This is a genomic window from Heliomicrobium undosum, from assembly GCF_009877425.1.
Lineage (GTDB): Bacteria > Bacillota > Desulfitobacteriia > Heliobacteriales > Heliobacteriaceae > Heliomicrobium > Heliomicrobium undosum.
Genome location: NZ_WXEY01000007.1, coordinates 109,791 through 133,667, shown reverse-complemented (window position 1 = coordinate 133,667; position 23,877 = coordinate 109,791). Strand labels below are relative to the sequence as shown.

Annotated in this window: 21 protein-coding genes and 1 riboswitch; of the genes, 15 read left to right on the top strand and 6 right to left on the bottom strand. The window is 57.6% G+C overall.

Annotated elements, in window-relative coordinates:
* The first annotated feature begins 51 nt into the window (after positions 1–51).
* Together GTO91_RS08865 and GTO91_RS08860 are read left to right on the top strand one after the other, a co-directional pair.
* Positions 52–801, top strand: coding sequence for a TerC family protein (locus GTO91_RS08865; protein ID WP_235919381.1), 750 nt, complete (start codon positions 52–54; stop codon positions 799–801).
* Positions 802–933: 132 nt separating this feature from the next.
* Positions 934–1,089 (top strand): DUF1540 domain-containing protein, encoded by a 156-nt coding sequence (locus tag GTO91_RS08860; RefSeq protein WP_161257964.1) that lies wholly within the window; start codon positions 934–936, stop codon positions 1,087–1,089.
* A gap of 136 nt (positions 1,090–1,225) precedes the next feature.
* Here the strand turns inward: GTO91_RS08860 and GTO91_RS08855 are convergent, their stop codons facing one another.
* The 3 genes from GTO91_RS08855 to GTO91_RS08845 all read right to left on the bottom strand — a co-directional run bounded on the left by GTO91_RS08855 (position 1,226) and on the right by GTO91_RS08845 (position 4,437).
* Complete coding sequence (locus tag GTO91_RS08855; RefSeq protein WP_161257961.1) at positions 1,226–2,299, bottom strand: PocR ligand-binding domain-containing protein; 1,074 nt, start codon at positions 2,297–2,299, stop codon at positions 1,226–1,228.
* A 170-nt stretch (positions 2,300–2,469) separates the two neighbouring features.
* A complete protein-coding gene (locus GTO91_RS08850; RefSeq protein WP_161257958.1) occupies positions 2,470–3,615 on the bottom strand; it encodes an ABC transporter ATP-binding protein in 1,146 nt (381 codons plus the stop codon).
* Between the two features lie 51 nt (positions 3,616–3,666).
* Complete coding sequence (locus GTO91_RS08845; RefSeq protein WP_235919379.1) at positions 3,667–4,437, bottom strand: ABC transporter permease; 771 nt, start codon at positions 4,435–4,437, stop codon at positions 3,667–3,669.
* A gap of 386 nt (positions 4,438–4,823) precedes the next feature.
* On the opposite strand from GTO91_RS08845, the gene modB reads away from it, so the two are divergent.
* The 3 genes from modB (at position 4,824) to modD (ending at position 7,598) form a co-directional block, all read left to right on the top strand.
* Positions 4,824–5,573, top strand: a complete 750-nt coding sequence (gene modB, locus GTO91_RS08840) for a molybdate ABC transporter permease subunit (protein WP_170294163.1) — start codon at positions 4,824–4,826, stop codon at positions 5,571–5,573.
* Positions 5,519–6,679: a sulfate/molybdate ABC transporter ATP-binding protein gene (locus GTO91_RS08835; protein WP_161257952.1), complete on the top strand. Its 1,161-nt coding sequence runs from the start codon at positions 5,519–5,521 to the stop codon at positions 6,677–6,679. Before modB ends, GTO91_RS08835 begins: the two co-directional genes overlap by 55 nt.
* Positions 6,680–6,752: 73 nt before the next feature.
* Positions 6,753–7,598 carry a ModD protein gene (gene modD, locus GTO91_RS08830; protein WP_161257950.1) on the top strand — a complete coding sequence of 282 codons (846 nt, stop codon included), beginning with the start codon at positions 6,753–6,755 and terminating at the stop codon, positions 7,596–7,598.
* Positions 7,599–7,658: 60 nt separating this feature from the next.
* On the opposite strand, the gene GTO91_RS08825 is transcribed toward modD, so the two are convergent.
* Positions 7,659–8,555, bottom strand: a complete 897-nt coding sequence (locus GTO91_RS08825) for a substrate-binding domain-containing protein (RefSeq protein ID WP_235919376.1) — start codon at positions 8,553–8,555, stop codon at positions 7,659–7,661.
* Between the two features lie 212 nt (positions 8,556–8,767).
* On the opposite strand from GTO91_RS08825, the gene GTO91_RS08820 reads away from it, so the two are divergent.
* The 4 genes from GTO91_RS08820 to GTO91_RS08805 all read left to right on the top strand — a co-directional run bounded on the left by GTO91_RS08820 (position 8,768) and on the right by GTO91_RS08805 (position 12,798).
* Positions 8,768–9,811 carry a helix-turn-helix transcriptional regulator gene (locus GTO91_RS08820; protein ID WP_328793764.1) on the top strand — a complete coding sequence of 348 codons (1,044 nt, stop codon included), beginning with the start codon at positions 8,768–8,770 and terminating at the stop codon, positions 9,809–9,811.
* A gap of 420 nt (positions 9,812–10,231) precedes the next feature.
* Positions 10,232–11,029: a molybdate ABC transporter substrate-binding protein gene (gene modA, locus GTO91_RS08815; RefSeq protein ID WP_235919368.1), complete on the top strand. Its 798-nt coding sequence runs from the start codon at positions 10,232–10,234 to the stop codon at positions 11,027–11,029.
* Positions 11,030–11,122: 93 nt separating this feature from the next.
* A complete protein-coding gene (locus GTO91_RS08810) occupies positions 11,123–11,329 on the top strand; it encodes a TOBE domain-containing protein (RefSeq protein WP_161257946.1) in 207 nt (68 codons plus the stop codon).
* 248 nt (positions 11,330–11,577) lie between these two features.
* Positions 11,578–12,798 (top strand): reductive dehalogenase, encoded by a 1,221-nt coding sequence (locus GTO91_RS08805; RefSeq protein WP_161257944.1) that lies wholly within the window; start codon positions 11,578–11,580, stop codon positions 12,796–12,798.
* 77 nt (positions 12,799–12,875) lie between these two features.
* On the opposite strand, the gene GTO91_RS08800 is transcribed toward GTO91_RS08805, so the two are convergent.
* The gene (locus tag GTO91_RS08800) at positions 12,876–14,129 is read right to left on the bottom strand and encodes a hypothetical protein (protein WP_161257942.1); all 1,254 of its coding nucleotides are present in this window, start codon (positions 14,127–14,129) and stop codon (positions 12,876–12,878) included.
* Between the two features lie 134 nt (positions 14,130–14,263).
* Between GTO91_RS08800 and GTO91_RS08795 the strand changes: the two genes are divergently transcribed.
* The 4 genes from GTO91_RS08795 to GTO91_RS08780 all read left to right on the top strand — a co-directional run bounded on the left by GTO91_RS08795 (position 14,264) and on the right by GTO91_RS08780 (position 18,843).
* On the top strand, positions 14,264–15,232 hold the full coding sequence (locus tag GTO91_RS08795; protein WP_161257940.1) for a hypothetical protein: 969 nt from the start codon (positions 14,264–14,266) through the stop codon (positions 15,230–15,232).
* A 114-nt stretch (positions 15,233–15,346) separates the two neighbouring features.
* Positions 15,347–16,021 (top strand): response regulator transcription factor, encoded by a 675-nt coding sequence (locus tag GTO91_RS08790; RefSeq protein WP_161257938.1) that lies wholly within the window; start codon positions 15,347–15,349, stop codon positions 16,019–16,021.
* Positions 16,018–17,556, top strand: coding sequence for a sensor histidine kinase (locus GTO91_RS08785; protein WP_161257936.1), 1,539 nt, complete (start codon positions 16,018–16,020; stop codon positions 17,554–17,556). The genes GTO91_RS08790 and GTO91_RS08785 overlap by 4 nt, the downstream gene beginning before the upstream one ends.
* 138 nt (positions 17,557–17,694) lie before the next feature.
* The gene (locus tag GTO91_RS08780) at positions 17,695–18,843 is read left to right on the top strand and encodes a glycoside hydrolase family 25 protein (protein WP_161257934.1); all 1,149 of its coding nucleotides are present in this window, start codon (positions 17,695–17,697) and stop codon (positions 18,841–18,843) included.
* 176 nt (positions 18,844–19,019) lie between these two features.
* On the opposite strand, the gene GTO91_RS08775 is transcribed toward GTO91_RS08780, so the two are convergent.
* A complete protein-coding gene (locus GTO91_RS08775) occupies positions 19,020–20,420 on the bottom strand; it encodes an alanine/glycine:cation symporter family protein (RefSeq protein ID WP_161257933.1) in 1,401 nt (466 codons plus the stop codon).
* A gap of 235 nt (positions 20,421–20,655) precedes the next feature.
* Positions 20,656–20,756, bottom strand: a riboswitch (glycine riboswitch).
* Positions 20,757–21,193: 437 nt separating this feature from the next.
* On the opposite strand from GTO91_RS08775, the gene GTO91_RS08770 reads away from it, so the two are divergent.
* Both GTO91_RS08770 and GTO91_RS08765 read left to right on the top strand, forming a co-directional pair.
* A complete protein-coding gene (locus GTO91_RS08770) occupies positions 21,194–22,792 on the top strand; it encodes a DUF2325 domain-containing protein (protein WP_161257931.1) in 1,599 nt (532 codons plus the stop codon).
* Between the two features lie 146 nt (positions 22,793–22,938).
* Positions 22,939–23,877, top strand: coding sequence for a transketolase (locus GTO91_RS08765; RefSeq protein WP_161257929.1), 939 nt, complete (start codon positions 22,939–22,941; stop codon positions 23,875–23,877).

Genomic DNA, 23,877 nt, shown 5'->3' with positions numbered 1-23,877 from the left:
GATCAAAGGTCTTTTTACATAAGACAGATATAGATAAAGGGAGTGCGCAAGTTGGAGTTCCTAGGGAGCATCAGCGGAATTCATCTAAGTGATTTTTCCGACCCAGCCTTCTGGCTGTCTGTCGGGAGCATCATCCTTATCGATCTGATCCTGAGTGGCGACAACGCCATCCTGATCGCCATGGCCTGCCGGAACCTGCCCAAAGAACTGCGGACCAAGGGTATCGTCTGGGGAACGGCCGGCGCCATCGGGCTACGCATGATCCTGGGCGCGGCTATCATCTACCTATTAAAAGTCCCGCTCTTGCAAGCCGCCGGCGCCTTGCTTCTGGTCTGGATCGCCGTCAAGCTGCTCGTGCAGGAGAACGATCACAACGCTGTGGACGCCCCCAACCGCTTGTGGCAGGCCGTCAAGACGATCGTTGTAGCCGACGCCGTCATGTCGCTCGACAACGTCGTTGCCGTAGCCGGCGTGTCCCATGGCAAACCGGGCTTGCTCTGGTTCGGCCTGCTCGTCAGCATCCCCCTCGTCGTGTATGGCAGCCGCCTCTTCCTCGCCCTGATCGACCGTTATGCCATCATCCTCTATGCAGGCGCAGGCATCTTGGGTTGGACAGCCGGCAAGATGCTGATCCACGATCCGGTCCTGCTTTCAAGTCTGCAGGAACTGGGCGCGTCGTCTTTTTTGCTGAACGATACCTTTGTCGCCGCTGCCATCACCGCTATTGTCTTGATCGCCGGCTGGTTGATCAATGACCGCAAAAAAGGGACGCCCTGGGGCAAGGAGGCAAAGCGCCTATAGACAGACGGGCAATCGGCCATTGTGAGCGGCCGAGGCCATATTGGAAATGGCGATGCGCATTGCGGCTATAGGCAAATCGCTCGAATAAAGGGCGCCGGCAGGGGTATGCTACCGTCGGAGGAGGTGAGCGTTTTGTCGCACATCAGATGTAACGTTGAGGAATGCCACTACAATAGCAGTGAAATCTGCCAGGCGTCGACGATCAAGGTCCGCTCCCGTGTGGCCGATCACATGACCAGCATCTCCGACGATACGGCCTGCGAAACCTTTGTTCCGAAAAAGGTGTAAGTTATTCCTATCAAAGGGCTCTCTTGATCAAGGAAAAGCGGGTGTCTCCTCATAAGGGACAACCCGCTTTTCCTTCATTCGTTTATATATGCGATTATTGTTGCTGTCTGTTCGCGCTCCCTCATTGACCGGGCGTTTACATTTTTACCTTCTCCCGCAGTTCCAGGGTTAGCTCCTGCAACTCTTTGGCCAGTTCCTTGAACTGGTCGATCTTTTGGCGAATCTCCTTCATCTTAGCCTGGTGAGCATCGACAACGCCGCCGGTCTGCCGCACCCCTTCCTCGATGTCGCTCATCCCCACCTGGATGCTGCGAAGGGTCTTGTCGATCTTGCCAGCCGATTCGATGGATACACTCGCCAGGCTCCCGACCTCCTTGGCAACGACGTTAAAACCTCGACCCGCTTCACCGGCCCGCGCCGCCTCAATGGAGGCGTTTAGTCCGAGCAGCTTGGTCTTGTCGGCGACGCTGCGAATAAAGCGCAGGATTTCATCGGTTTCTTTGACCTTCTTCAGCGAGGTCTCCGTGGCCGTTTTTAGCTTGTCCGTCGTCATGGTCAGATTCCCCACCTGGGAATCGACTTCTTCCACCTTCTGATACAAGAGATCGGCGTCGTCCCGGATGGTGACCGCCATCTCCTCAAATTCCTCGACCCGTTTCATCACCTGAAGCTTCTGGTACCCGATGGCAGACAAGGCATTGGCCACGATATAGAGCAACTCCGCAGCGGCGCGGATGCTCTCTTCGGGCACAACGCGAATCTTTCTGACAGCGGCGACATAGATCTCCGGGTCTATGCCCAGTTCAGCCGCCAGCCGTCGAAACTTCGCCTCATCGGGCGGCTGCGGCAACACCTGACCGCCCAGCATAGACCCTATCTGCCGCCCTTCCACGACGATGGGTGCGGCAAAGTCCATCAGTCCCCCATGGCAGTAATAGATGGCCGGCCGGCCTGTGCGAGCCGCCTCCTTGCCCCCCTTAAGGTCGCATTCGTTGCAGCGGCGCGCCCCTTCCGGCGTATTGCGCGTCAGGTCCATACAGAAGGTGGTAAAGTTGCTGGGCGCTGTCACCGGCCCCTTGTCATCGACGGTGAGACTGGCCATGCCCATGGCCTTGGAAAAACTGTCCTGGAATCGCTGCAGGAAATCAAGATCGATTAGGTCTTTTAGGCCATAGGCGATTTCGCTTTCGCCGGTCTGGTGTAGCGCCATATCCTTTTCCCCTTCATTCTTGCAATGATAGCGGAACAGCAATCAAAACATTGAATCGCCTTGGGGTAGTGCTTTTTAGAACTTAGACAAAGACCGCTTTTTTTCCTTTTTCGTTTTCGACAAATTATTTGTGCATTCTTGCTTTTCTATCAGGGCAGTCGCATCTATCCTCAACAGACATACCACGTGTGGTCCACCGCAACGGTCAATGCGACCAGTTCTCCTGGCGATACGGGTCGTTGCTGCCACTCTCGCGAGGACAGGCGGACCCGCCAGGCATCCTTGCTCCGGCAGTAGACAACGACATGGGCGCCCTCCATCTCCACCTGTTCAACAACCGATAACCAGCGATTCATGGGTCTGCTGAATGCTTCAGGGCTCTCATTCGAAAAAGGGGACGCCATCTGCAGTTGTTCCGCACGGACGCATAACCAGCCCCCTTGCCTGTGCCCATGTTCGCCGTTCTCCGCCTTTTCCCCGCCGAGAAAACGATTCTCATGCCATTCAGCTGCAAACTCCCCGTCCTGACACCGGCAAAAGACAATCGGCCCGTCCTGCCTGTCGGGTATCGCCGGAATCATGTTGTCCACACCCAAAAACCGGGCCGCATAGGCAGACTGTGGTTTGGCATAGAGGTCCATCGGCGCTCCCGCCTGCTCGATTTTCCCCTCCCGCATCAGCAACATCTGATCGCCCATGCGGATCGCTTCCTCAAAATCGTGGGTCACATGGATCACCGGGATCCCTTTTTCCTGGTGAACGCGGCGAAGCAATTCCTGCATCATGTCGCGCGTCCGGGGATCCAGCGCTGACAAGGGTTCATCGAGCAACAACAGGGCCGGGTCACTCATCAAAGCCCGCGCCAGGGAAACCCGCTGCCGTTCTCCGCCGCTGAGGTGCTGGGGAAAGCGTTCCAACAGGTGACTGATTCCCATCGATTCGGCCAGTTCTTCCATCCTTTTTTTCGCGCTCTCGCCCTCTAACTGTTCTCCCTTGCGAACACCGAAGAGTATGTTCTCGCGAACCGATAAAAAGGGGTAGAGCAGGCTGTCCTGGTAAGCGAGGCCGAACCGCCGCTCCTCCGGTGGGGTGGCGGAAATATCGATTCCATTAAAGTAAAGCGACCCGCTGTCGATGTTGCGGATACCGGCGATGGTTTCTAAAAGCATCGTCTTGCCACAACCTGTGGGCCCCACAATAACGAGATAACCCTGTGGTTTCAACTGAAATGAGATATCGCTCAGACAAAAATCTCCCGCTGACAGGGACAGGTTTTTCGCCTCCAATAGGGCCGACTCCGTCTCTGTATGGTTCAACGTTAGCTCCCCCTTTTCAAAACGATTTTTCTTACGCAAATTCCCCATCTGTTACGTGCGGATCACCGTTCCTGTCACAGTCCGAAACACCACCAGCACGGTGAGGGCGACGATCCAGAGCACCACCGCGGTGGTGAGGGCAAAGGGAAGATCGCCGATGGACATGCTCAAATAGACGGCGGCGGAAAGGGTCTCTGTCTTCATCCTGGTCACACCGGCCAGCATGGCTGTGGCGCCGAACTCGCCCAGGCTCCTCGCCCAGGTCATAGCGATGCCGCCGAGGATGCCTTTTCGCGCCATCGGGAGAGTGACCCGCCAAAAGGTCTGCCATGACGTGTGGCCGAGGGTGCGGGCGACCTTCTCATAGCGGGGGTCGATGGCGGAAAAGGCATGGCTGAAGGTCTTGATGGCGAAGGGTGTCGCGATGAACCACTGGGCTACCGCGACACCCCGGGCGGAAAAAACGATATCCAGCCCCATCCGGGACAAGCCATCGCCCAGCACAGGGCCGAAGAGAAGCAACAGGGCGACGCCGGACACCAGCGGGGGCATCACGATGGGGAGATCGAGCAGGGTATCCAAGAAGGCCTTGCCGGGAAAAGACTGCCTGGCCAGCGCGTATCCGCAGGGTATGGCGACCAGCACGGCGGCGCCGGTGGCGATGACCGTTGTCGCCACCGTGAAGATGGCGGCAAACTGAAATTCGGGGTTGCCGATGACATCACGGAATTGCCCAGGCGATGCATGCAGCAGGAGCACCCCGAAAACGGCGGCCATGAATCCCGTCATCGCGATAAAGACCCACTGAAAGGAACGATCCATTAGCCCATCCTCCTTGTTTTCCATCCACATAAAAAAACAATGGCGAGAGGGCGCTTTTCGCCGCGCTCCTCGCCATTGAGTTCGTTCCGCTGATATCGCCGGAGTCCTTTTAAAATAAAACCAAACAAAACACAACAAGAACACACATAACACGGTTATGCGTTCATGATAATGAGCCATGATGGCATTGTCAATCCTTTTCTGTGCTTGACAGGGAGCCTTTTTTCCCTTAAGATTTCATTAACACATCGTCTTATCGGTTTTTTTCATCCAGCGCTCGACGGCGAGATTCGTCGTTTCTGTTCAAACTGTACAGAAACTTGAACCTCGTCGTTTTTGTTTATCTCCGCGAATGTGAAACGGGTCATTGTGTAGGGGGATTGGACATGGCCATCGACATGGCGCCCATCTGGATCTCATTAAAAACAGCGACGGTCTCCACGGTGATCACCTTTTTCCTCGGCATCGCCGTCGCCCGCTGGATGGCTGCCTATAAGGGAAGAGGAAAGAACCTGATCGATGGCCTGCTGACCCTGCCGCTGGTGCTGCCGCCGACGGTGGTCGGTTTTTTCCTGCTCTTGCTCTTCGGGAAGAACGGCCCCGTCGGGCAATTCCTGCACCAGATGGGCACGTCGATCATCTTCTCCTGGACGGCCACGGTGATCGCAGCGACGACGGTCGCCTTCCCGCTCATGTACAAGACGGCCCGCGGCGCTTTTGAACAGGTGAATCCCAATTACCTGCACGCCGCCCGGACCCTCGGCGCCGATGAGTGGACCGTCTTCTGGCGCATCACCGTTCCCCTGGCCTGGCCGGGCATCGTCGCCGGCGTCATCCTCTCCTTCGCCCGCGCGCTGGGCGAGTTCGGCGCTACGCTCATGCTGGCCGGCAATATCCCGGGGACGACACAGACAATCCCTGTGGCCATCTTCTTCGCCGCCGAGGGCGGCGATATGGATCGCGCCTTCCTCTGGGTCGGTATTATCGTCACTATCTCGCTGGGCGTCATCCTGCTGATCAACGAGTGGAACAAGATTCAGACGGCGCTGACAGCCCGCATCCAGACAAAGGGGCGGTTGCGATGGAGCTATCGGTCGATATCGAAAAGCGATTTCCCGGCTTCTCTCTCCAAGTAAGCTTTGCCACTGCCGGAGAGGCGCTCGGTCTGCTGGGGGCCTCCGGTTCCGGAAAAACGATGATCCTGCGCTGCATCGCCGGCATCGAGACGCCGGATCGGGGGCGCATCACCCTGAACGGCCGGGTGCTCTTTGACGCGGAAAAGGGGATCAATCTGCCCAGCCGCATGCGCAAGGTCGGTTTTTTGTTTCAAGATTACGCCGTCTTTCCCCATATGACGGTCGCTGAGAACATCCTCTTCGGCTTGCAGTATCTCGACCTCGCTGTGGAAGAGCGGCGCCGGCGGCTGGAAGAAAAAATCCTCCAGTTCCAACTGGAGGGGTTGGAGGATCGCTTCCCCGGTCAACTGTCGGGCGGCCAGCAACAGCGCGTGGCCTTAGCCCGCGCTTTGTCAGTCGATCCCGATGCGCTGCTGTTGGATGAACCCTTTTCCGCCCTGGACAACCACCTGCGCAGCCAGATGGAAAGCGAACTGCTCAAGACCCTGTCCGATTACCGGGGGGCAACCCTCTTCGTCACCCACAACCTGGACGAGGCCTACCGGGTCTGCGAGAGCCTGCTCGTGCTCTCGAAAGGGCGTATTTCCGCTTTCGGCTCGAAAGCCGATATATTTCAGTCTCCGCCGACGGTCACGGCGGCGCGCCTGACAGGGTGCAAGAACCTGTCACGCGCCCGCATCCTATCGCCTCATCAAACGGATCAAATCGAGGCCCTTGATTGGGGCTGCACCCTCCATCTGCCTTTCTCGCCCCCGTCCTCGACGGCCTACGTGGGGATCCGGGCCCGGCACCTGAGGATCGTCGACGGACCGGGCGGCGTCAATACCTTTCCCTGCCGATTGGGCCAGGTGATCGATACGACGGAAGGAAAAACGGTGCATCTCGAATGGATGCAGGCCGTCGAAGATGTTCCGCCGAAGAGCCGCCAAAGCAGCGCTGACGACTTGGCCGGTGTGCGCTCCTTCGCAGGGCGGCCCCAACTGTCGATGCACCTTTCAGAAGCGTCTTGGAATCGGCTCAAAGACCGTCCCTTTCCCTGGTGGGTTCATCTGGATCCTGAACGGCTTTTTGCCGCCGCAGAGGACCCCGGGCTACCGGCGCAATAAAGCCCCGCTGGCGGGGCTTTTGCTTTTGGAAAAAGCAATAGTAATATCGGTGATGGAAACGGAGGGTTTCAGTATGGTGTACATGACCGACGAGGCGATCGAGCGACTGCTGAAGGAGGATGTCCCCTACATCGACTTGACATCCATGGTTTTAGGGATCGACGGGCAACAGGGGATCATGCGGTTTACTTCCCGGGAAAAGGCGGTGATCGCCGGCACGGAAGCAGCGCAACGCCTCATGACGAAGTTGGGGATTGAGGTCAGCGCTCAGGCCGCTTCCGGAACAGAAGTGACGCCGGGAGAGGTCTTTCTCGAGGCGCGCGGGCCGGCAAGCCGCCTGCACATGGCCTGGAAGGTATGCCAGAACATCCTCGAATACAGTTCCGGCATCGCCACCCGGACGCGAAGGCTGGTCGAGAAGGCGAAAGCGATCAACCTTCGCATCCAGATCGTGACGACGCGGAAAATCTTCCCCGGCACAAAGGAACTGGCCATCCAGGCCGTCATCGCCGGCGGCGGATTTCCGCACCGCCTGGGACTCTCGGAAACGGTGTTGATTTTTGCCCAGCATCTGAACTTCATCGGCGGCTTGGAGGGCCTGCTGGCGCAGATGGAAGCGCTTCGCGCCCGGGCGAGCGAAAAAAAGATCATCGTCGAGGTCGCTGATCTGGAGCAGGCGCTGCGGCTTTGCCATGCCGGCGTGGACGGCCTCCAGTTTGATAAAGTGCCGCCTGCGGAACTGGCGGCGATGGCAACCGCCATCCGGTCCGTCAACCCGAAGGTGACGATGATCGGCACCGGCGGCATCAACGAACAGAACGTGGAGGATTATGCGAAGGCAGGCGTCGACGTCATCTCCACGACATGGGTCTACTTCGGCAAGCCGGTCGATATCGGTGTCCGGATTACCCCTGTATAAGCCAATTCTTTAGCAAGAAGCCAGGGCTCGCCGTCTGCGATGTCCCTGGCTTCTTTTTTGTTACGGCTGGGGAACTTTAAATCCGAACTTTTTGAAGACCCCCGGTCCTTCCTTCTGCACGAATTCCAGAAAGTCTTGCGCTCTTTCCTTCTGGTTGGAGAAGGTCAATGACGCGCAAGGGATCTCATCGATCACGTTGACGGCGGGGTCGATCTCGATCACCTCCAACCTGTCCTGATCATGGGCAATGCTGCTGTATTCGGCGATGCCGGCATCCCCCTGCCCCATGGCGATCATGGCGGGCACCTTGGGCATCGTTTCTACGGACGCCAGGATGTTCTTTTCCACCGCTGCGCTGATGCCGAGTTGTGCAAAGGTTTTAAAGGCGTTTTTTCCGATCGCCGTGGCCTCTTTGTCGGGAAGCACCAGTTTTAGGCCGGGCCGGGCGAGATCGCGCACATCCTTAATCCCGGCCGGGTTGCCTTTCGGGGTGATGATCGCCGGCACGTGGTAGGCCACCGGTCCGACCACCTTTTCAATGATCCCTTTCTTCTGGGCCGTTTCTACAAAAGGCTTGCCTCCCGGCATATAGATATCGCCTTTTTTAGCCGTTTCCGCCTGGCTGAGCAGGGCGCCGGAATTGTTGAAGGTCAATTCGACCTTGATGCCGGTCTGCGCCTCATACAGCGCCGCCAGTCCCGTCACCGGCTCTTTCAGCCCGGCCCCCACATAAGCAAACAAGGGTTGCCCGGAAGGCGCCGGTTTCGTCTCCGCAGGAGGGCTCTGCATAGGGGTGCTCTGCGCTGTGGCGCCCCTGCTTCCCTGTCCGCCGCAGCCGCTCAGCAGCACCCCGGTCAAGGCGAGCAAAACCGCCCCACGCGCCCATTTTCTCCATGGTCCCGGTGTTTTCGGTGTTTCCCCTGTTCCCTGTGTTCCCCCTGTTCCCGCTTTCTTCATCTTGTCTTCCTCCTTTAATCATGATGGTGGTGAAAATAAAAAATTCTCAAAGGCTTCCCTACCCTCCATACCCACTAGGGAAGGAAGGGCGTCTCGCCTTTGAGAATCTTCATCACCGGACGAGCCATACGCCGGCTCTATATATAAACCATGGTTCATGGTAAAATGATTGCCAACAACAAAGAATCGGAATGACTGGGGAGGAAACCATCGTGCCGGAGGATACGTCACTGACCCCGGAGGAAGTGGCCGAACGACTGCGCATCAAGAAAAACACCGTCTACGAGATGATCAAACGGGGGGATCTGCCGGCTTACCGGGTAGGGCGTAAACTTCGGGTGCTCTCTGACGCCGTCGACAAGTATATGCGAAAGGGACAGGCAGCCGAGTCGCCTGACAGTCTGATGACGGCGGCAACAGAGGGAACAACGGCGGCTTCGACTTTCATCGCTCCGTCCGGTTCATCCGGTGCGCCGGGGGGTTCCGTCGCTGCGCCCGTGTCCGCCGCGGCGACCCTGTCCTCCGCAGGGGATGAATGGTCGCCGCCTCTGCCGGGATTGGTGCTCTGCGGTCAGGATCCCCTGCTCGACATCCTGGCCAACCACCTGGAACGGCATCCGCGAGGGACACCCATCTTTCGTTCTCATGTGGGCAGCTTTAACGGCTTGTTGGCCTTGTACCAGGGGACGGCCCACATGGCGTCGGCCCATCTCTGGGACGGTGATTCGGGCCAGTACAACATCCCCTATGTCCGGCGGCTGATCCCGGGCATCCCCACGGTGATCATCCGGCTGGTCCGTCGGATGCAAGGCTTCTACGTGGCGCAAGGAAACCCGAAAAACATTCTCGACTGGCAAGCCTTCACCCGGTCCGATATCCGCTATATCAACCGGGAACGGGGCTGTGGAACCCGGGTGTTCCTCGACGAGAAGCTCCGGCAGTTGGACATCGAGAGCCACAGGATTCCAGGATACCGGAAAGAGGTTTTCTCCCATCTCTCTGTCGCCAGCGCCATCGCCAGGGACGAGGCCGATTATGGTTTGGGCACCGAACGGGCGGCGCGACAGGTGGCCCAGGTTGACTTTGTCCCCCTGCACAAGGAAGAGTACCATCTCGTCGTCAAGAAAGAGGATTTCGTCAAGCCGCTTTTTCAGAGCCTCTTGGAGATCATCCGTTCTTCCGAGTTTCGGGCGGAACTGCAAGGGATGGGTGGCTATGACCTGGAAGGGCTCGGCGAGCTCGTCGCTGAGATATGAAGGATTAACCAAATCATACACGATAAAACTTGACAAAACAATATATAAAAGCATTGACAGCGCTTGTTTTACTGTTTATATTGGCTATGAGAGCAACGCCAATTCGGTCATCTCAAGTGCTGTCTCGACGACGAGAACTCCTTTTCAGTAATGATGCCTTACGTCATCTATTGATAGAAGGGTTCTTTTTTTGGTCACTCTATTTCATAGGATAAAGCAAATCTCAATGGGGAGATGGCGGTCACACTTGGCCACCCCATTGAGATTTTTTTTATGAAATAGCCATTTTTCATCATCGCCTGCAACTTGACGGATCATGAAAGTTTTTTTTGAAAGGAGGTTGTGATTCTCTCTCCTTCCAGAATGGTTGTCCCGAAAGACGGCATCATGACCCCAATGAAAGCAAAGGAGGCGCTTGACTTGAAACATGGAAAATGGTTATCCCGTTTATCACTGCTTTTATTTTTGACAGCAACCCTGCTATCGGGGTGCGGTTCCCCGCCGCCGGCCAAAGAGACCGCTGCGCCCGTCAATCTAACCGTCTCCGCTGCGGCCAGCCTGAAGGATGCCTTGACAGAAGTCAAGGATCTCTATGCCAAGGAAAAGGCGAACACCGCCATCACCTACAACTTTGGCGCATCCGGTTCCCTGCAGCAACAGATCGAGCAAGGCGCGCCGGCGGACATCTTCATCTCCGCAGCGCCCAAGCAGATGGACGATCTGCAAGCCAAGAATCTCATCGACACAGCCACCCGCAAAAACCTGCTGGAAAACAAGGTGGTTCTGGTGACCCCCAAGGACTCCTCCATCACTGGCTTCTCTGATCTGGCGGGAGATAAAGTGAAAAAACTGGCTATCGGGGAACCGAAGAGCGTGCCCGCCGGCAAGTACGCCCAGGAGGTGCTGACAAAACTGAACCTGGCTGACGCCGTGCAAGACAAGATGGTTTTTGCCAAAGACGTCCGTCAGGTGCTGACCTATGTGGAAACCGGCAATACGGAAGCCGGCGTCGTCTATGAGACGGACGCCAAGATCTCCGACAAGGTCAAGATCGTCACCCGGGCGCCAGAGGGTTCCCATTCGCCGGTCCTCTACCCGGGCGCAGTGTTGAAAGAGAGCAAGAACGCCAAGGCCGCCGGGGAGTTCCTGACATACCTGCAAGGGCCTGCCGCAAAAGTGGTCTTTGAAAAATACGGTTTCACCGTGGTAGGCCAATAAAAAAGATTTGTCGGATCTTTCCCTATTCCAGGAGGACATTTGTAGTTTTTGACTAAATATGACATTGATTAATTTAACAAAGGAGGATCCGCTATGAAAATCACCGCCAGAAACCAATTGAAGGGCACGGTTATCGAAGTCAAGGAAGGTCAGGTCATGGCCGAGGTTGTATTGGACATCGGCGGCGGAAACCAGATCACCTCGATGATTTCCAAGGATGCCCTCATGGAACTAGGACTGAAGGTCGGCTCTGAAGCCGTCGCCATCATTAAGTCCACGTCGGTCATGCTGATGGCCTAACCGGCACTCCCTCGAACCCCTTCGCTAGGATTGGAGGCCGTTGCCGTCCCAGCAGCAATCGCAGGTTACTTCAAAAAACCCCTGGGGTGTATCACCCCGGGGTTTTTTTGTTCCTTTGCAGTCTGCCGGAACCCTATGTGCAAATTCCCCTTCAGAACAAGCAGGAGTTTGTTATTTTTGTCGAAGTATTGAAGTATATTGAATCGTCCTTTGCGTCAGACAGACTTCTTCGTCGAGGGGGAACAGGCATGATTCCAAGAGAGCGCCATCACCGCAAAGACCCCGCTCACCGCATCGACGAAAGCCGTTACCGGCGTTTTTCTGTGGAAAACCAGGCCTTTGTCACCGTGGGCATGCAAGACACAGGCAAGAAGGGCATCCTGCACTTTACGGAAAAGATGTTTGCCAACATGATGGCAAACATCTACAGCGATGTCCCGGGAAACAGCCGGCTGGACTACGCCGCCGACCTGGGCGCGAACGCGCTCAATCTGATCCTGGGCTCCTACGGTTTTCCGAACAGCCGTTTTTTAGCCTGGAACCCCCTCTTCGTTCCCGAACCGCTCCGTCACAGGAAATGGGAGGCCGGCGCCGGCGACATGACGCGAATCGTGAAGGCGCAGGCGCGCCTGTACGGCGCCGACCTGGTGGGGGTGGCCCGGCTGGATTCGAAGTGGGTCTACGCAGAGGACCTGGAGAAGCCTTTCGTCTTCGAGAATGCCGACGACCCTTCCGAAGAAAGGGACCGCTTCGTCATCCCCGCCTCCGTGCAGACGGCCATCGTGATCGCCGTGGCGATGAACCAGGAGTTGATCGAAGCCTCCCCGGCCGCAGCCAGTAGCACCGCCGCCTCGCTGGGTTATTCACGCATGGCTATCTCCGCTGTATCGCTTGCGGAGTTCATCCGCTCCCTCGGTTATACGGCCATCCCCTGTATGAACGACACGGCGTTGAGCATCCCCCTGGCCATCGACGCCGGGCTCGGCGAACTGGGCCGGCACGGTTTGCTGATCACGCCGGAGTTTGGTTCCAACGTGCGACTGTGCAAGGTGTTGACGAATATGCCCCTCCTCGCCGATTCTCCCGTCGATTTCGGCATCGCCCGTTTTTGCCGCAACTGTCTGGCCTGTGTGGATCATTGCCCGTCGAAGTCGATCAGCGCCGGAGAACCGTCCTTCGAGGTCGCCTGCGCCAATAACAACCCCGGCGTGGAAAAGTGGACCATCGACGCGGAAGCCTGCCTGCGCTTCTGGCAGGAAAACGGTCACAGTTGCGCCAACTGCATCGCCGTCTGCCCCTTCACGGCCGGATTTGACTTCACCCACTGCCTGGAATGTGTCGACTGTGATTCAGAGGGCTGCGGGCTCCAGGAGATCAGCTACCTGCGGAAAAAGCACGGCTATCCGACGAGAAGCAATGATGATGACTCCGACGCGCTCGTCAGTCCGCTGAGCCGGAGAGGGCTATAAGTTTATCTGTGAGAACCTGAAAAAGAGCCTGCAGCAAACGATGGAAACCGTTTGCTGCAGGTTTCTTTTTTACACACTTATGGGCGAGCAGCCTTTTGCGTAGTTTGCTGCGTAGCCTTTTTCGGAGCCTTTTCCGGAGCCTTCTGCGCCTTCATGCGCCGGTCAAATTCCTCGAAGGGGATTTGGTTCGAGTTGGTCAACGAGGGGAATGCATGGTCAAGCGGTTGATCGTAGGTATCCCAGTTTTCCAGTTCGATTTGGAACCGGCCTGTCATTCCCTTCTTGTCAATATCGAACATCTCTATGTCTATCCGGTTGAGGCTGCGGAAGCTGTTTCCTTTCCTCGGTCCCTTGATGAGGGTGTACTCATGAAGGTGAAAGGAGCGATCCAATTCCGAGCGAAACTCTTCGAGCTTTTTCTTAATTTCAGCCGGATCAGGGAGTTTCGGTTTTGCTGCCTGTTTCTGGGGTAGAGATGACCGTTCCATCAGCGCTTTGTCCAACTTTTCCATTTTGTCCGGATTCTCTGCCACGATCTTGATCAGGGAAGACAGGTAGGGCACCAAATCGTTGTGACCAAGACGTATCCCTACGGCCTGATTTTCAAACTCCCTGACTGTCTGGTCCGGCAAGGCGCGGATAAACAGGCCGATCATATCAATGACGGCTTCCCGTGACTTGGCATCAGGTGTAGACTGTTTCTGCGCCTTGACCAGGTTATTCCAGAAATCGTCCATTTCCTTTTTATCCTTGGGTGAGGAGACAAGATACTTTTTGTCGGCCGGAATCCGGGCCGCATCCTTCGGATCGATCTGAGCCGCCAGTTTTCTTACGGAATCAAGATCGACGACGATTTGGTCCGGCATTATGTAAACATTAAGGGGAAGTTTGACTAGGCGGTTCGAAAAGGACAGGGAAACGTAAGCCATCCGGTTTTTCATATCGAATCCCAGGTCATAATCCAGCACGGCTCCGTTTAAATGCTGGGAAAAGGCTTCATTGAAGGGATCCCTTGGCGCATTCGTTTTGAACGTAAAGGATATTTCCTCGAATCGAATCTGTCCCTTTGCAGTGGCAACATCACCCGAATCTTTGGTCAGGCTCTCTACGAAGTAATCCTGCAGCGCTTTTTTCGGTTCCACAGCTCCGGCAGGGGCGGTGATCCCGAACAAAAGCAGCAGGATCAGCAGCAGGGACAGCGTCTTTTGCCCTATACCCGACAGTACCCTCATAGACAACACCTCTTCCATTTTTGTTCCATTTATTTGACATCCATGCCATTTATTCCTGTCTGGATGATCGAGAATACAAAGGTCATATCTTTTTTCCATCTGTTCGTAGCAAAACCTTTCATTCAGAAACGTTCACCTGCCGTTCACAGTTCGGACACAAAGGCGCTGTACAATAAGACCATCAAATCACGCCACCGATACGAATAACAGGGATGAATGAAAGGAGAATGACCATGAAGTCTCAAGTGTTATCGAAAAAGGTGTTTGGCTTGATCGCCGGAGGCGCCCTGTTGCTCTCCGTCGGTACGGCCTATGCGGCCGACCTCTCGCAGGTTTCTGGCGGCGCCCCCTCCCCCCGCGCTCCCTTTGGCGCCTCCGCAGACGCGACCGGCGGCGGCAGGTTGCACCGCGGTCCTCTCGGCGGACCTGGGTCCGGCGGCTCCGGCTTCGGCGTTCCCGGTTCGACCGGAAAAATGGGGGCCCGCCCCGAGCGAGGACAGAGACCGGAATCATCGCTCAGCCAAATGGTTGCGGCTGGAACACTGACCCAAGCCCAAGCAGACGCCATCGCCGCTGTCATGCCCAAGCCGCCCCAGCGGCCGGAAGAACAACTGCAGCAACTGGTCAGCGACAGTACGCTCACCCAGGCCCAACTGGACGCCATCACCAACGCGCTGCCCACACGCCCCTTGGGACCTCAGGAATTGATCAAGAAATTCGTTGACGACGGAACGATCACGCAGGAACAGGCCGACGCATTCTTCAAGGCCCTCCCGGCCAGACCTGACCGGAAAGCCCCGCCTCAGTTCGACACCATCCTGAACCAACTGGTTACGGCCGGTACCTTCACACAGGAACAGGCCGATGCGATCCTGAACGCCCTTCCGCCCAAGCCGGATGCCACGAAACAAGGGCAACGGCCGAAACATGAGGAGATCATCAACCAACTCGTCTCCGACGGCACGCTCACGCAAGAACAGGCTGAAACCGTCCTAAAGACCTTCCCGCCGCAACCCGGAACGGCAAAGCAGCCGATGGACAAACCGGCCGAATTGCTGCAGCCGCTCGTCGACGCCGGAACGATCACCCAGGAACAGGCCGACGCTTTCCTTAAAACGCTCCCTCCCGTCCCGCCCCAACCGGGGCTTCTCGGTCAACCCGCCCCGGTGATAGAGGACGCCCAGGCCGGCGCGTCGAATTAACCGGATAAGCAAATAACCCGTCAACGGAAACGGTGCTCCATAGGGCTTGCCTTATGGGGCATCTTTCCCTTGCGGACAAATCAGCCGGCCGGAGGCCGCAAAGGAGTTGTCCCCATGGCAGCAAAACGGATCTTAATCGCTGATGACGAACTGCGTATGCGCAAGCTGGTCGGGGATTTTTTAAAAAAGAAAGGCTTTCTCATCACAGAGGCTGAAGACGGCAAAGCAGCGCTGGAACTGTTCTTTTCAGAACCCTTCGATCTGGTCATTCTGGATGTGATGATGCCCGGCTACGACGGCTGGGCTGTTTGCCGGGAAATCCGCAAGCAGTCGCGTGTCCCTGTGATCATGCTGACTGCCAAAGCGGAGGAAGTGGATGAACTCTTCGGCTTCGATCTCGGCGCTGATGAGTATGTGACGAAACCTTTCAGCCCTCGCATCCTGGTCGCGCGGGTGCAAGCCCTCCTCCGGCGCCTGGAAGACAACCAGAAGGACATCCTCACCGCCGGCGACCTCGCCATCGATGTGACCGGCCGCATCGTCACAGTCAAGGCGGAGCGCATCGATCTGACGCCAAAGGAGTTTGACCTCCTCCTGCACCTGGCCGAAAACGCCGGCAAAGCCCTCAGCCGAGAACAGGTGCTCAACGCCGTCTGGGATTACGACTACTTCGGCGACGCCCGGACCGTGGACACCCATGTCAAAAAACTGCGCCTGAAGCTCGGTGACGCCGGCCGCCACATCCAGACGGTGCGGGGCCTCGGTTACCGCTTTGAGGTTCAGCCATGAAACACTCCATCAAGCTCCGGCTCTTTCTGGCCATGAGCGGTCTGATCCTCTTCTTTATTTTGCTTTCCTCCGTTCTCGTCAACACCAGCCTGGGAAGGTACTACATCCACAAAAAAACGGCTGACCTGCGCGAGCACAGCCGGATCGTGGCGGCGCTGGTCCAGGAGGATTCCGCTGATCTGTGGACAGCCATGGAACGGTTGGAACGCAACAGAGCGATCAGCAGCACCCTCACCGACGCGAACATGAACATCCTGTACAGCACCTTTCCCGGCCCGCCGCCTGAAGGCGATCCTGAACAAGCAGACAAGCGCCCAGCCTCTCCCCTCCCTCCGCTTCGTCCGGCAAAGCCGCGAGACCAGCAGCTTTTCTTGCTCAGACAGGCCGTCGAATCGGGGCGCGAACAGTTGGAAAAAGGCGAGGTGTTCATGGAAGTCCGGGAAGATCCGCGGCTGCATACCCAATTCCTTAATGCCGTCAGCCAACTCCCGAACGGATACTATCTTATCCTCAGCACTCCCTTGGCGGCCATTCAGGAAAGCGCCGCTGTGGCCAACCGTTTTTTCCTCTTTACGGGTCTGATCACCCTCCTCCTCGGCAACGTCATCGTCTTCTTCTATGCCAGGCGGTTCACCCAGCCCATCCTGGAGATGAACGACATCGCCCGGCGCATGGCCAAGCTGGATTTTCAGAAAAAAGTGACCGCCGACAGCCGCGACGAGTTGGGCCAACTGGCGGAGAGCATCAATTCCCTCTCCGACCAGTTGAGCCGTTCCATCACAGAACTGCAAGATAGAAACGCCCAGTTGCAGACCGATATCGAGCGCGAACGAAAGATCGATGAGATGCGCAAGGAGTTCATCTCCAATGTCTCCCATGAACTGAAAACGCCGATCGCCTTGATCCAGGGCTACGCGGAAGGCCTGAAAGTGAACGTGGCCGATGATGAAGAGAGCCGTAACTACTACTGTGACGTCATCATGGACGAGTCGCGCAAGATGAACAAACTGGTCATGGAACTGCTCGACCTCTCTCAGATCGAATCAGGCCAGTTTCATCTCGACCGGAGCACTTTCGATACCGTCGCCTGGGCGGAGTCGGTCGTAGAAAAATTCGCCCCCTTGCTGCGGGAACGGCAGATCGACTGGTCTGTCGACGGAGAGGCCGGCCTGATCGCTGACGCTGACAAGGAGCGGATGGAACAGGTGCTGGTCAATTACCTCACCAACGCCATCCACCACATCGCCCCTCCCCACCAATTGACCCTGCGCGTCTTTCCCCGTCAAAACAAGATCCGGGTCACCCTCTTCAACTCAGGAAAAGGGATCCCCGAGGAGGCGCTCGATCAGATCTGGACCAGTTTCTACAAAGTGGACAAGGCCCGCACCCGCGCTTACGGCGGCACCGGCCTCGGCCTCTCCGTCGTCCGGGCGATTCAGCGGATGCACCAAAACGGGTACGGCGCCGAAAACGCGCCAGGCGGCGTGCTGTTCTGGTTCGATTTGGATCGGGCGGAGGATGCCCTCCTTTCGTAACCGTCCTTTCGCGGCTTTGACCTTCTTCCGATTGATCTTGACATGAAAAAGATACCAACGGGACAGCGTCCTTGCTTATAATGGGGCCAAGAGAACGGGCTCTGGGAAGACACTGCAAGGTTATAAGGAGGGGTCTTCATGCAAGGACGCTGTAATGCAGACATCACCGGGATTGATGTCTCCAGCTATCAACAACAGGTCGACTGGGCAGAGGTGAGCGCCAGCGGCGTCGCTTTCGCCTACATCAAGGCCACCGAGGGACAGAGAACACAGGACTCGATGTTTCAGACCCATGTGACCAACGCGCGGGCAGCCGGCATCCCTGTGGGCGCCTATCACTACGCCCACCCGGAGTATAATACGGCGGCGGACGAGGCGAACAACTTCCTCGCCGCGTTGAACTCGGTCACCACCGATCTGGCGCCGGTGCTCGACCTGGAATCGCCGCCGCAGAAAAACAGCGCCCTGAGCGGCGACTATCTCGCCGACTGGGCGCGCACATTCATCAACCTCATCGCCGAGGCGACCGGCAAAAGGGTCCTGCTCTACACGGGGAAATGGTATTTTGACATGTACCAGATCAGCGGACTCTCCGACATCCCCCTCTGGCTCAGCTACTACTCCTCTTCAGCGCCGCCCGACTTTGCCGGCTGGACGCAGTGGACCATGTGGCAGTACACCGACTCAGGCGCAGTCAACGGCATCTCAGGCAATGTGGACATGAATGCCGCTGTCTCTCTCGACGCGCTGCGCGGCAATCCGACGCCGACTTATGCGGCGATAAAGGTGCAGATCAACGGTCAACCCTGGACGGACGGCCTCGTCGTCAACGACGAAACCTACGTGGTGTGGACGGCGTTGCAGGCCTTCAACACCCCCCATGCGTACAAGGGCAACGGCGTCATGACCATCGACGGCGTCGACGTGCAAGGCGTCGTTTACAGAGGCGACACCTACCTCTTGTGGAGCACCCTTGCCAAAAACGTGGAGGCTGTCGCCATCGACGGCGGATGGAACTTCGTCAGCTATCAGGCCATCAAGGTCCAACTCAACGGCAAGCCCTGGATGGACGGCATCGTCGTCAATAACGAGACCTACGTGGTGTGGACGGCGCTGCAGGAGTTCCAGACGCCTTTCACCTACAAGGGCAACGGCCTAATGAACATCAGCGGCGTGGATGTTCAGGGCGTCGTCTACCATGGAGACACCTACATCATCTGGACTTCTCTGGCTGAAAAAGTGCAGGCCGTGCCGATCAGCGACGGTTGGAACTTTATCACGGCGTAAAGGCGTCATGCCTGACAATTACCGGCGCGGAGCGGGCGCGCAGGTCGAGCCCGCTATACCATAGAAAAAAGCCAAGTGCAGCGCAACAGCGCCGGCACTTGGCTTTTCACCTTTTGGATTCTATTTCACTTCCGGATCCTAATTTCACTGCTGGGTTCTAATTTCACAAGTGGATTCTATTTCTCGGCAACCCGCTGCTTCAATGAACCTTGCCCCTGGGCGACCCGCCCTTTCTCCTGCGCGCGCAGGTGATTCAGGTAGCGGTTCGTCTCGGCGACGACGACGCCCGAGAGGCCGAGGAGGGCAATCAGGTTGGGAATGGCCATGAGGCCGTTGACGATGTCAGCCAGGAGCCAGATGGCTTCGAGCTTCAGGAAGGCGCCGGCGGCGACGAGGATGATGAAGATGACCCGGTAGGGCATGATCCCCTTGACGCCGAAGAGGTACTCGCAGCAGCGCTCGCCGTAGTAGTTCCAGCCGAGGATGGTGGTGAAGGCGAAGAGGGCCAGCCCCAGCGTCAGCATGACCTTGCCGTGGAGAGGGAAGCCGGCGGCAAAGGCGGCCTGGGTCATGGCCGATCCGGCCAAGTCGCCCGACCATGCGCCGGTGACGATGAGCACCAGACCGGTCATGGTGCAGATGATGATCGTGTCGATAAAGGTGCCTGTCATGGAGATGAGGCCCTGTTCGGCCGGCCACTTCGTCTTGGCCGCTGCGGCGGCGATGGGCGCGCTGCCGAGGCCCGATTCGTTGGAGAAGACGCCCCGGGCGACGCCGTTGCGGATCGCCATCATCACCGTAGCGCCGAGGAAGCCGCCGGCTGCGGCGGAGCCGGTGAAGGCGCTGCTGATGACCAATTGGATGGCTTGGGGCAGTTGGTCGGCGTAGACGACGAGGACGCCGATGCTGATGAGGACGTAGAAAATGGCCATAAAGGGGACGATCTTTTCAGAAACCTTGGCGATGCTTTGTAAGCCGCCCAAGGTGATCAGCGCCACAAGCAGGGTGATAACGGCGGCAGTGACCGGAATGGGGACCCCAAGGCCCGACTCTGTGGCTGTGACGATAGCGTTAACCTGGGGGAAGGTGCCGATGCCGAAAAAGGCGACGAGGACGCCGCTGGCGGCGAACATGACGGCGAGCGGTTTGTACTTGGCGCCAAGGCCGTTGACGATGTAGTACATGGGACCGCCGGAGATCTGCCCGTTGGCGTCGACGGAACGGTACTTGACAGCCAGGAGGCCTTCGGCGTATTTCGTCGCCATGCCGAAGAAGGCGGCCACCCACATCCAGAAGAGGGCGCCTGGTCCGCCTGCCTTGATGGCGGTGGCCACACCGACGATGTTTCCCGTTCCGACAGTGGCGGCGAGAGCCGTGCAGAGGGCGCCGAAGCTGTTCACATCGCCGTCGCCGTCATTTTTGGCGGTGAAGATCAACCGGAGCGCCAGAGGCAGGCGGGTGACCTGCAGAAGGCCGAGCCGGACGGTCAGGAAGATGCCGGTTCCGACGAGCAGGATGAGTAAGGGGGGGCCCCAGACGAGGCTGTCGATCTGGTCCAGCAGTTTGATGAAGTCCATGGTGGTCAACTCCTTGTTTGTGTTGAGAAAACGAAAAAAAGCCAAATCGATGATTTGACTCTGAAGAGCGGACCGAGAAAAAACCACAGCGAAAAGGGAGCAGACCCGTCTGATTCGGCGAGTCTAACACATTTCGCTTATACTCGTTGGACCAACCTTCATTAGACCGACAGCGTCGGACCAACCTACGTTGGCCCTCAGCGAATCATCGGCGATTGGGTTGGCGGTTTCTCCTAGCGCTTGCTCTGTCCTTTTGCCTGAGAGATTTAACGGTCAAGTCTGACCGCTTTGCCCCTTCGGCGCCCTGTCTGGCAGGGTCTCTCCAGAGTTTCGTCCGCTTGCGGTTCTCCTTGTGTGACAAGGGCCTGAGAGTGTGACTCCTTCGGCGGGTCTGGCGACCGCTCTCCCGTAAGCTTCATCCGAATCGGTATTTGGTTTTTACGTAGGCATTATACGACCAAAGCGAAAAGTTACGCAATGCGCAAGTGAAAAGTTCTATTATTCAGAATCGCCATTCTTGCCCTGGCTGATTACTTATCTCGCCTCACATCCAACCATTCGTCAGAAAGCAGCGAGCGCTTATTCCTTGACTTGTTTTTTCGTACAGGGTATCTTTACTACATATACAAGCGGAAACATCTCAGCGGCGAGATGTCCCTTCAACAGGGACCTCGCCGTTTTTTATGAAAAAGACTTTTTCATCATCGCCTGCGATCCGACTCATAAAAGATTTATGGGGATGCAAAGTTGGGCATCGAAAGGAAGCGGCTGCCATGGGCGCAAAAGATGGGAAAAAAGATAAGACAGAAACATCGGCCATGATGGTCGTGGCCATGCGAACCTGTCCCATCTGCCGGAAGCAACGCCAGGTTGGAGTCACACGGACCCCCTCGCTTGCGCAGTGCCGGTCTGACGCGATGCTCGTCGGAAAGTGGCTCTTCCCCATCCCGCTGATCGCCTGCTGCGGCCACGAGCAGCCGGCTACGCTGGCCAAACTGATCTGGACGCAGCCGGAACCGGGGGAATCGGGCCTCCTGCGGATCGGCTCGAAAGACCTCCCCGTTGTCGCGGAAAACCCGTCGGCGTACGCCGAAGCCATCTCCCCTAGAGATTTGGAAGAACGAGAGGCGTTGTGGATCGCCCAGGAGGCGCTCTGGCTCCACTATAAACAGGAGTACCTGTACCGCTGCCAAGCCTTTTTCCAGGCCTGCTGGCCCCAACCGGCCCGGGAGATGGATCCCTGGGCGTTGGTGGATATACTGGCCGGCATCGACATGCTCCCCGATGCGTTGCAAAGCCTGGCGAAAGATCCTGCGGCCCGCCGTCACCCTCGGGGCGATAAAAAACGGTATCTGATCGTCAAAAAGATCAAGGATTCTGTCATCCGCGATTACCCGCCTTCGGAACTGGAGCGGTTTTTCCATGCCTCGGTGACAGCCTTCATCCACTTCGCGCTGCTCCCGGGGATTTACTCGGGAAAATGGGAGGTCGCCGACTTTGAAAAACGACTCGGTCCCTCCGTCCTCACCTTTGCCATTTTGACCTTCCCCCTCGTGGACAAGCTGTCCTATATGCGCACGGAAGCGCTCCTCGAACTGGCCGGGGGCGCTGCGTCGGAAAGCAGAACGACCGTTCAGCAGCACGCCAGGACGCTGCAAAAGCAACTGGCCGGCAAGGACGCCGCGCTGGAGCGGCTTTCCGCCGAAGTGAGCTACACACGGGAGCGGTTAGCCGCCGCTGAAAAGAAACTGCATGAGAGCAAGGAAGAAAATCGCCGCCTCCTCGATCGCCTGGCGGCGGCGCAGCAGGAGACGGCGGAATCAACCTATGCTCGGAAGGTAAAGGCGCTCAAGAGCCGGATCGGGGATTTGGAGGAGGAACTGAAATCCCTCCGGGGTCGGCGGCGACAGGGGCTGATGCGGGGGTTCACGCGGGGGCTGGGGCTAGGGCAGGCGCGGCGCTTGCGGGGCCGCTGCGACAGCCATGTATCTGGCGCTGCCGATGTCTCGACCGATTGGAACGGCGGCTTGGAGGGCTTCTCCGAATTAACCGGTTTGACAGGCTTGACGATTGGGATCTTCGGTGGAATGCGAGACAAGCGTTCCCCCGAAAACCTTCCCTGCCGGGTGATCGTCCACGATGGGGAAAAGGAGGCAGAATGGCGGGGCAGTTTAGCCCATTGTGACGTGCTGGTCATCCTCACACAAGCCATCTCCCACCAGGCCATGTGGTCGATCAAGGAGTATGCGACCGCCAATGAGAAGCCTGTTTTTTACTCGCGCCATTCGAGCATCCCGGTGATCCTGCGCAATGTCGCTCGAAGCCTTTCCAAAGACCGCAACGATTCACCCAGCGCCGATGTAAAACCATAGTGACTACGGCGCCAATCAAGAACCACCCCTCCAAAAACTTATCTTGGCAAGGCAACCACACTTCAGTAATATATATAGGAATACTTGGGTTTTACATTGCACCGATGGGTATTGACGTCTACACCGACGAAGGAGACAGATCTACTATGGAAATTATCGATTCTCCCGGCCAAGGCGCCTGGCAGGATGAAGCGCGCCGCGTTGCCGGCGGGATCCGCCGGCGCGTCCTGGAACACACAGTCAAAAATAATGGCGGCTATCTCAGCCAGGCCTGTTCGGCGGCGGAGATCCTGGCCGCTATGTATCTGAAGATCATGCGCTTGGGGTCGACGGAAAAGCCCCTCGTTCCGCCCCCCTTCCCTGGCGTGCCGGGGCCGCAGAACCCCCACAGCATCACCGGTGCGGCCTTCAACGGCCCCCGGGCCCCCCATCTGGACCGCTTCATCCTCTCCCCCTCCCAGTACGCCCTTGTCGTCTATGCGGCGCTGATCGAGACCGGACGGATGGCGCCGGAGGGCTTAGACCAGTTCAACCGCGACGGCAGCACTGTCGAGATGATCGGCGCCGAACACTCGCCAGGGATGGAAGTGATGACCGGATCGCTCGGACAGGGTTTGAGCCAGGCGGCCGGCATCGCCATGGCCCGCAAACGGCGCGGCGAGACAGGGCGGGTCTGGCTGTTCATGTCGGACGGGGAGTTCCAATCCGGCCAGAACTGGGAGGCCATGGAGGCCATCGCCCATCACCGGCTGGACAACATCGGGATTTATGTGGATATGAACGGCCAGCAGTGTGACGGCCCCACCGATACGGTCCTGAAAATCGAGCCTTTTCATGATCGCCTAGCGGCCTTCGGAGCGCGGGTCTTTCGGGTAGACGGTCACGATCTGGACGCCTTGGCCGCCCCCGCCGCCCTGGAACGGGACGGACGGCCGCTGGTTGTGCTCGCTGACACGGATCCCTGCCGGGAGTTGCCGCTCCTGCAGAAGCGGATCCCAAAGCTGCACTATGTCCGCTTTGCCAGCGCTGCCGAGCGGGAGGAATACCGGGCGGTCTTGACCGACATCTTGACGAGGGAGCCGTGA

Bases quoted from the DNA above. Each gene is read 5' to 3' on its own strand.
- GTO91_RS08855 (WP_161257961.1), bottom strand. From the start codon at position 2,299: ATGGCGCTACACCAGACCGGCGAAAGCGAAATCGCCTATGGCCTAAAA.
- GTO91_RS08845 (WP_235919379.1), bottom strand. From the start codon at position 4,437: ATGGATCGTTCCTTTCAGTGGGTCTTTATCGCGATGACGGGATTCATG.
- modB (WP_170294163.1), top strand. From the start codon at position 4,824: ATGGCCATCGACATGGCGCCCATCTGGATCTCATTAAAAACAGCGACG.
- GTO91_RS08835 (WP_161257952.1), top strand. From the start codon at position 5,519: ATGGAGCTATCGGTCGATATCGAAAAGCGATTTCCCGGCTTCTCTCTC.
- modD (WP_161257950.1), top strand. From the start codon at position 6,753: ATGGTGTACATGACCGACGAGGCGATCGAGCGACTGCTGAAGGAGGAT.
- GTO91_RS08825 (WP_235919376.1), bottom strand. From the start codon at position 8,555: ATGAAGAAAGCGGGAACAGGGGGAACACAGGGAACAGGGGAAACACCG.
- GTO91_RS08810 (WP_161257946.1), top strand. From the start codon at position 11,123: ATGAAAATCACCGCCAGAAACCAATTGAAGGGCACGGTTATCGAAGTC.
- GTO91_RS08805 (WP_161257944.1), top strand. From the start codon at position 11,578: ATGATTCCAAGAGAGCGCCATCACCGCAAAGACCCCGCTCACCGCATC.
- GTO91_RS08800 (WP_161257942.1), bottom strand. From the start codon at position 14,129: ATGGAAAAAAGATATGACCTTTGTATTCTCGATCATCCAGACAGGAAT.
- GTO91_RS08795 (WP_161257940.1), top strand. From the start codon at position 14,264: ATGAAGTCTCAAGTGTTATCGAAAAAGGTGTTTGGCTTGATCGCCGGA.
- GTO91_RS08790 (WP_161257938.1), top strand. From the start codon at position 15,347: ATGGCAGCAAAACGGATCTTAATCGCTGATGACGAACTGCGTATGCGC.
- GTO91_RS08785 (WP_161257936.1), top strand. From the start codon at position 16,018: ATGAAACACTCCATCAAGCTCCGGCTCTTTCTGGCCATGAGCGGTCTG.
- GTO91_RS08780 (WP_161257934.1), top strand. From the start codon at position 17,695: ATGCAAGGACGCTGTAATGCAGACATCACCGGGATTGATGTCTCCAGC.
- GTO91_RS08775 (WP_161257933.1), bottom strand. From the start codon at position 20,420: ATGGACTTCATCAAACTGCTGGACCAGATCGACAGCCTCGTCTGGGGC.
- GTO91_RS08770 (WP_161257931.1), top strand. From the start codon at position 21,194: ATGGGCGCAAAAGATGGGAAAAAAGATAAGACAGAAACATCGGCCATG.
- GTO91_RS08765 (WP_161257929.1), top strand. From the start codon at position 22,939: ATGGAAATTATCGATTCTCCCGGCCAAGGCGCCTGGCAGGATGAAGCG.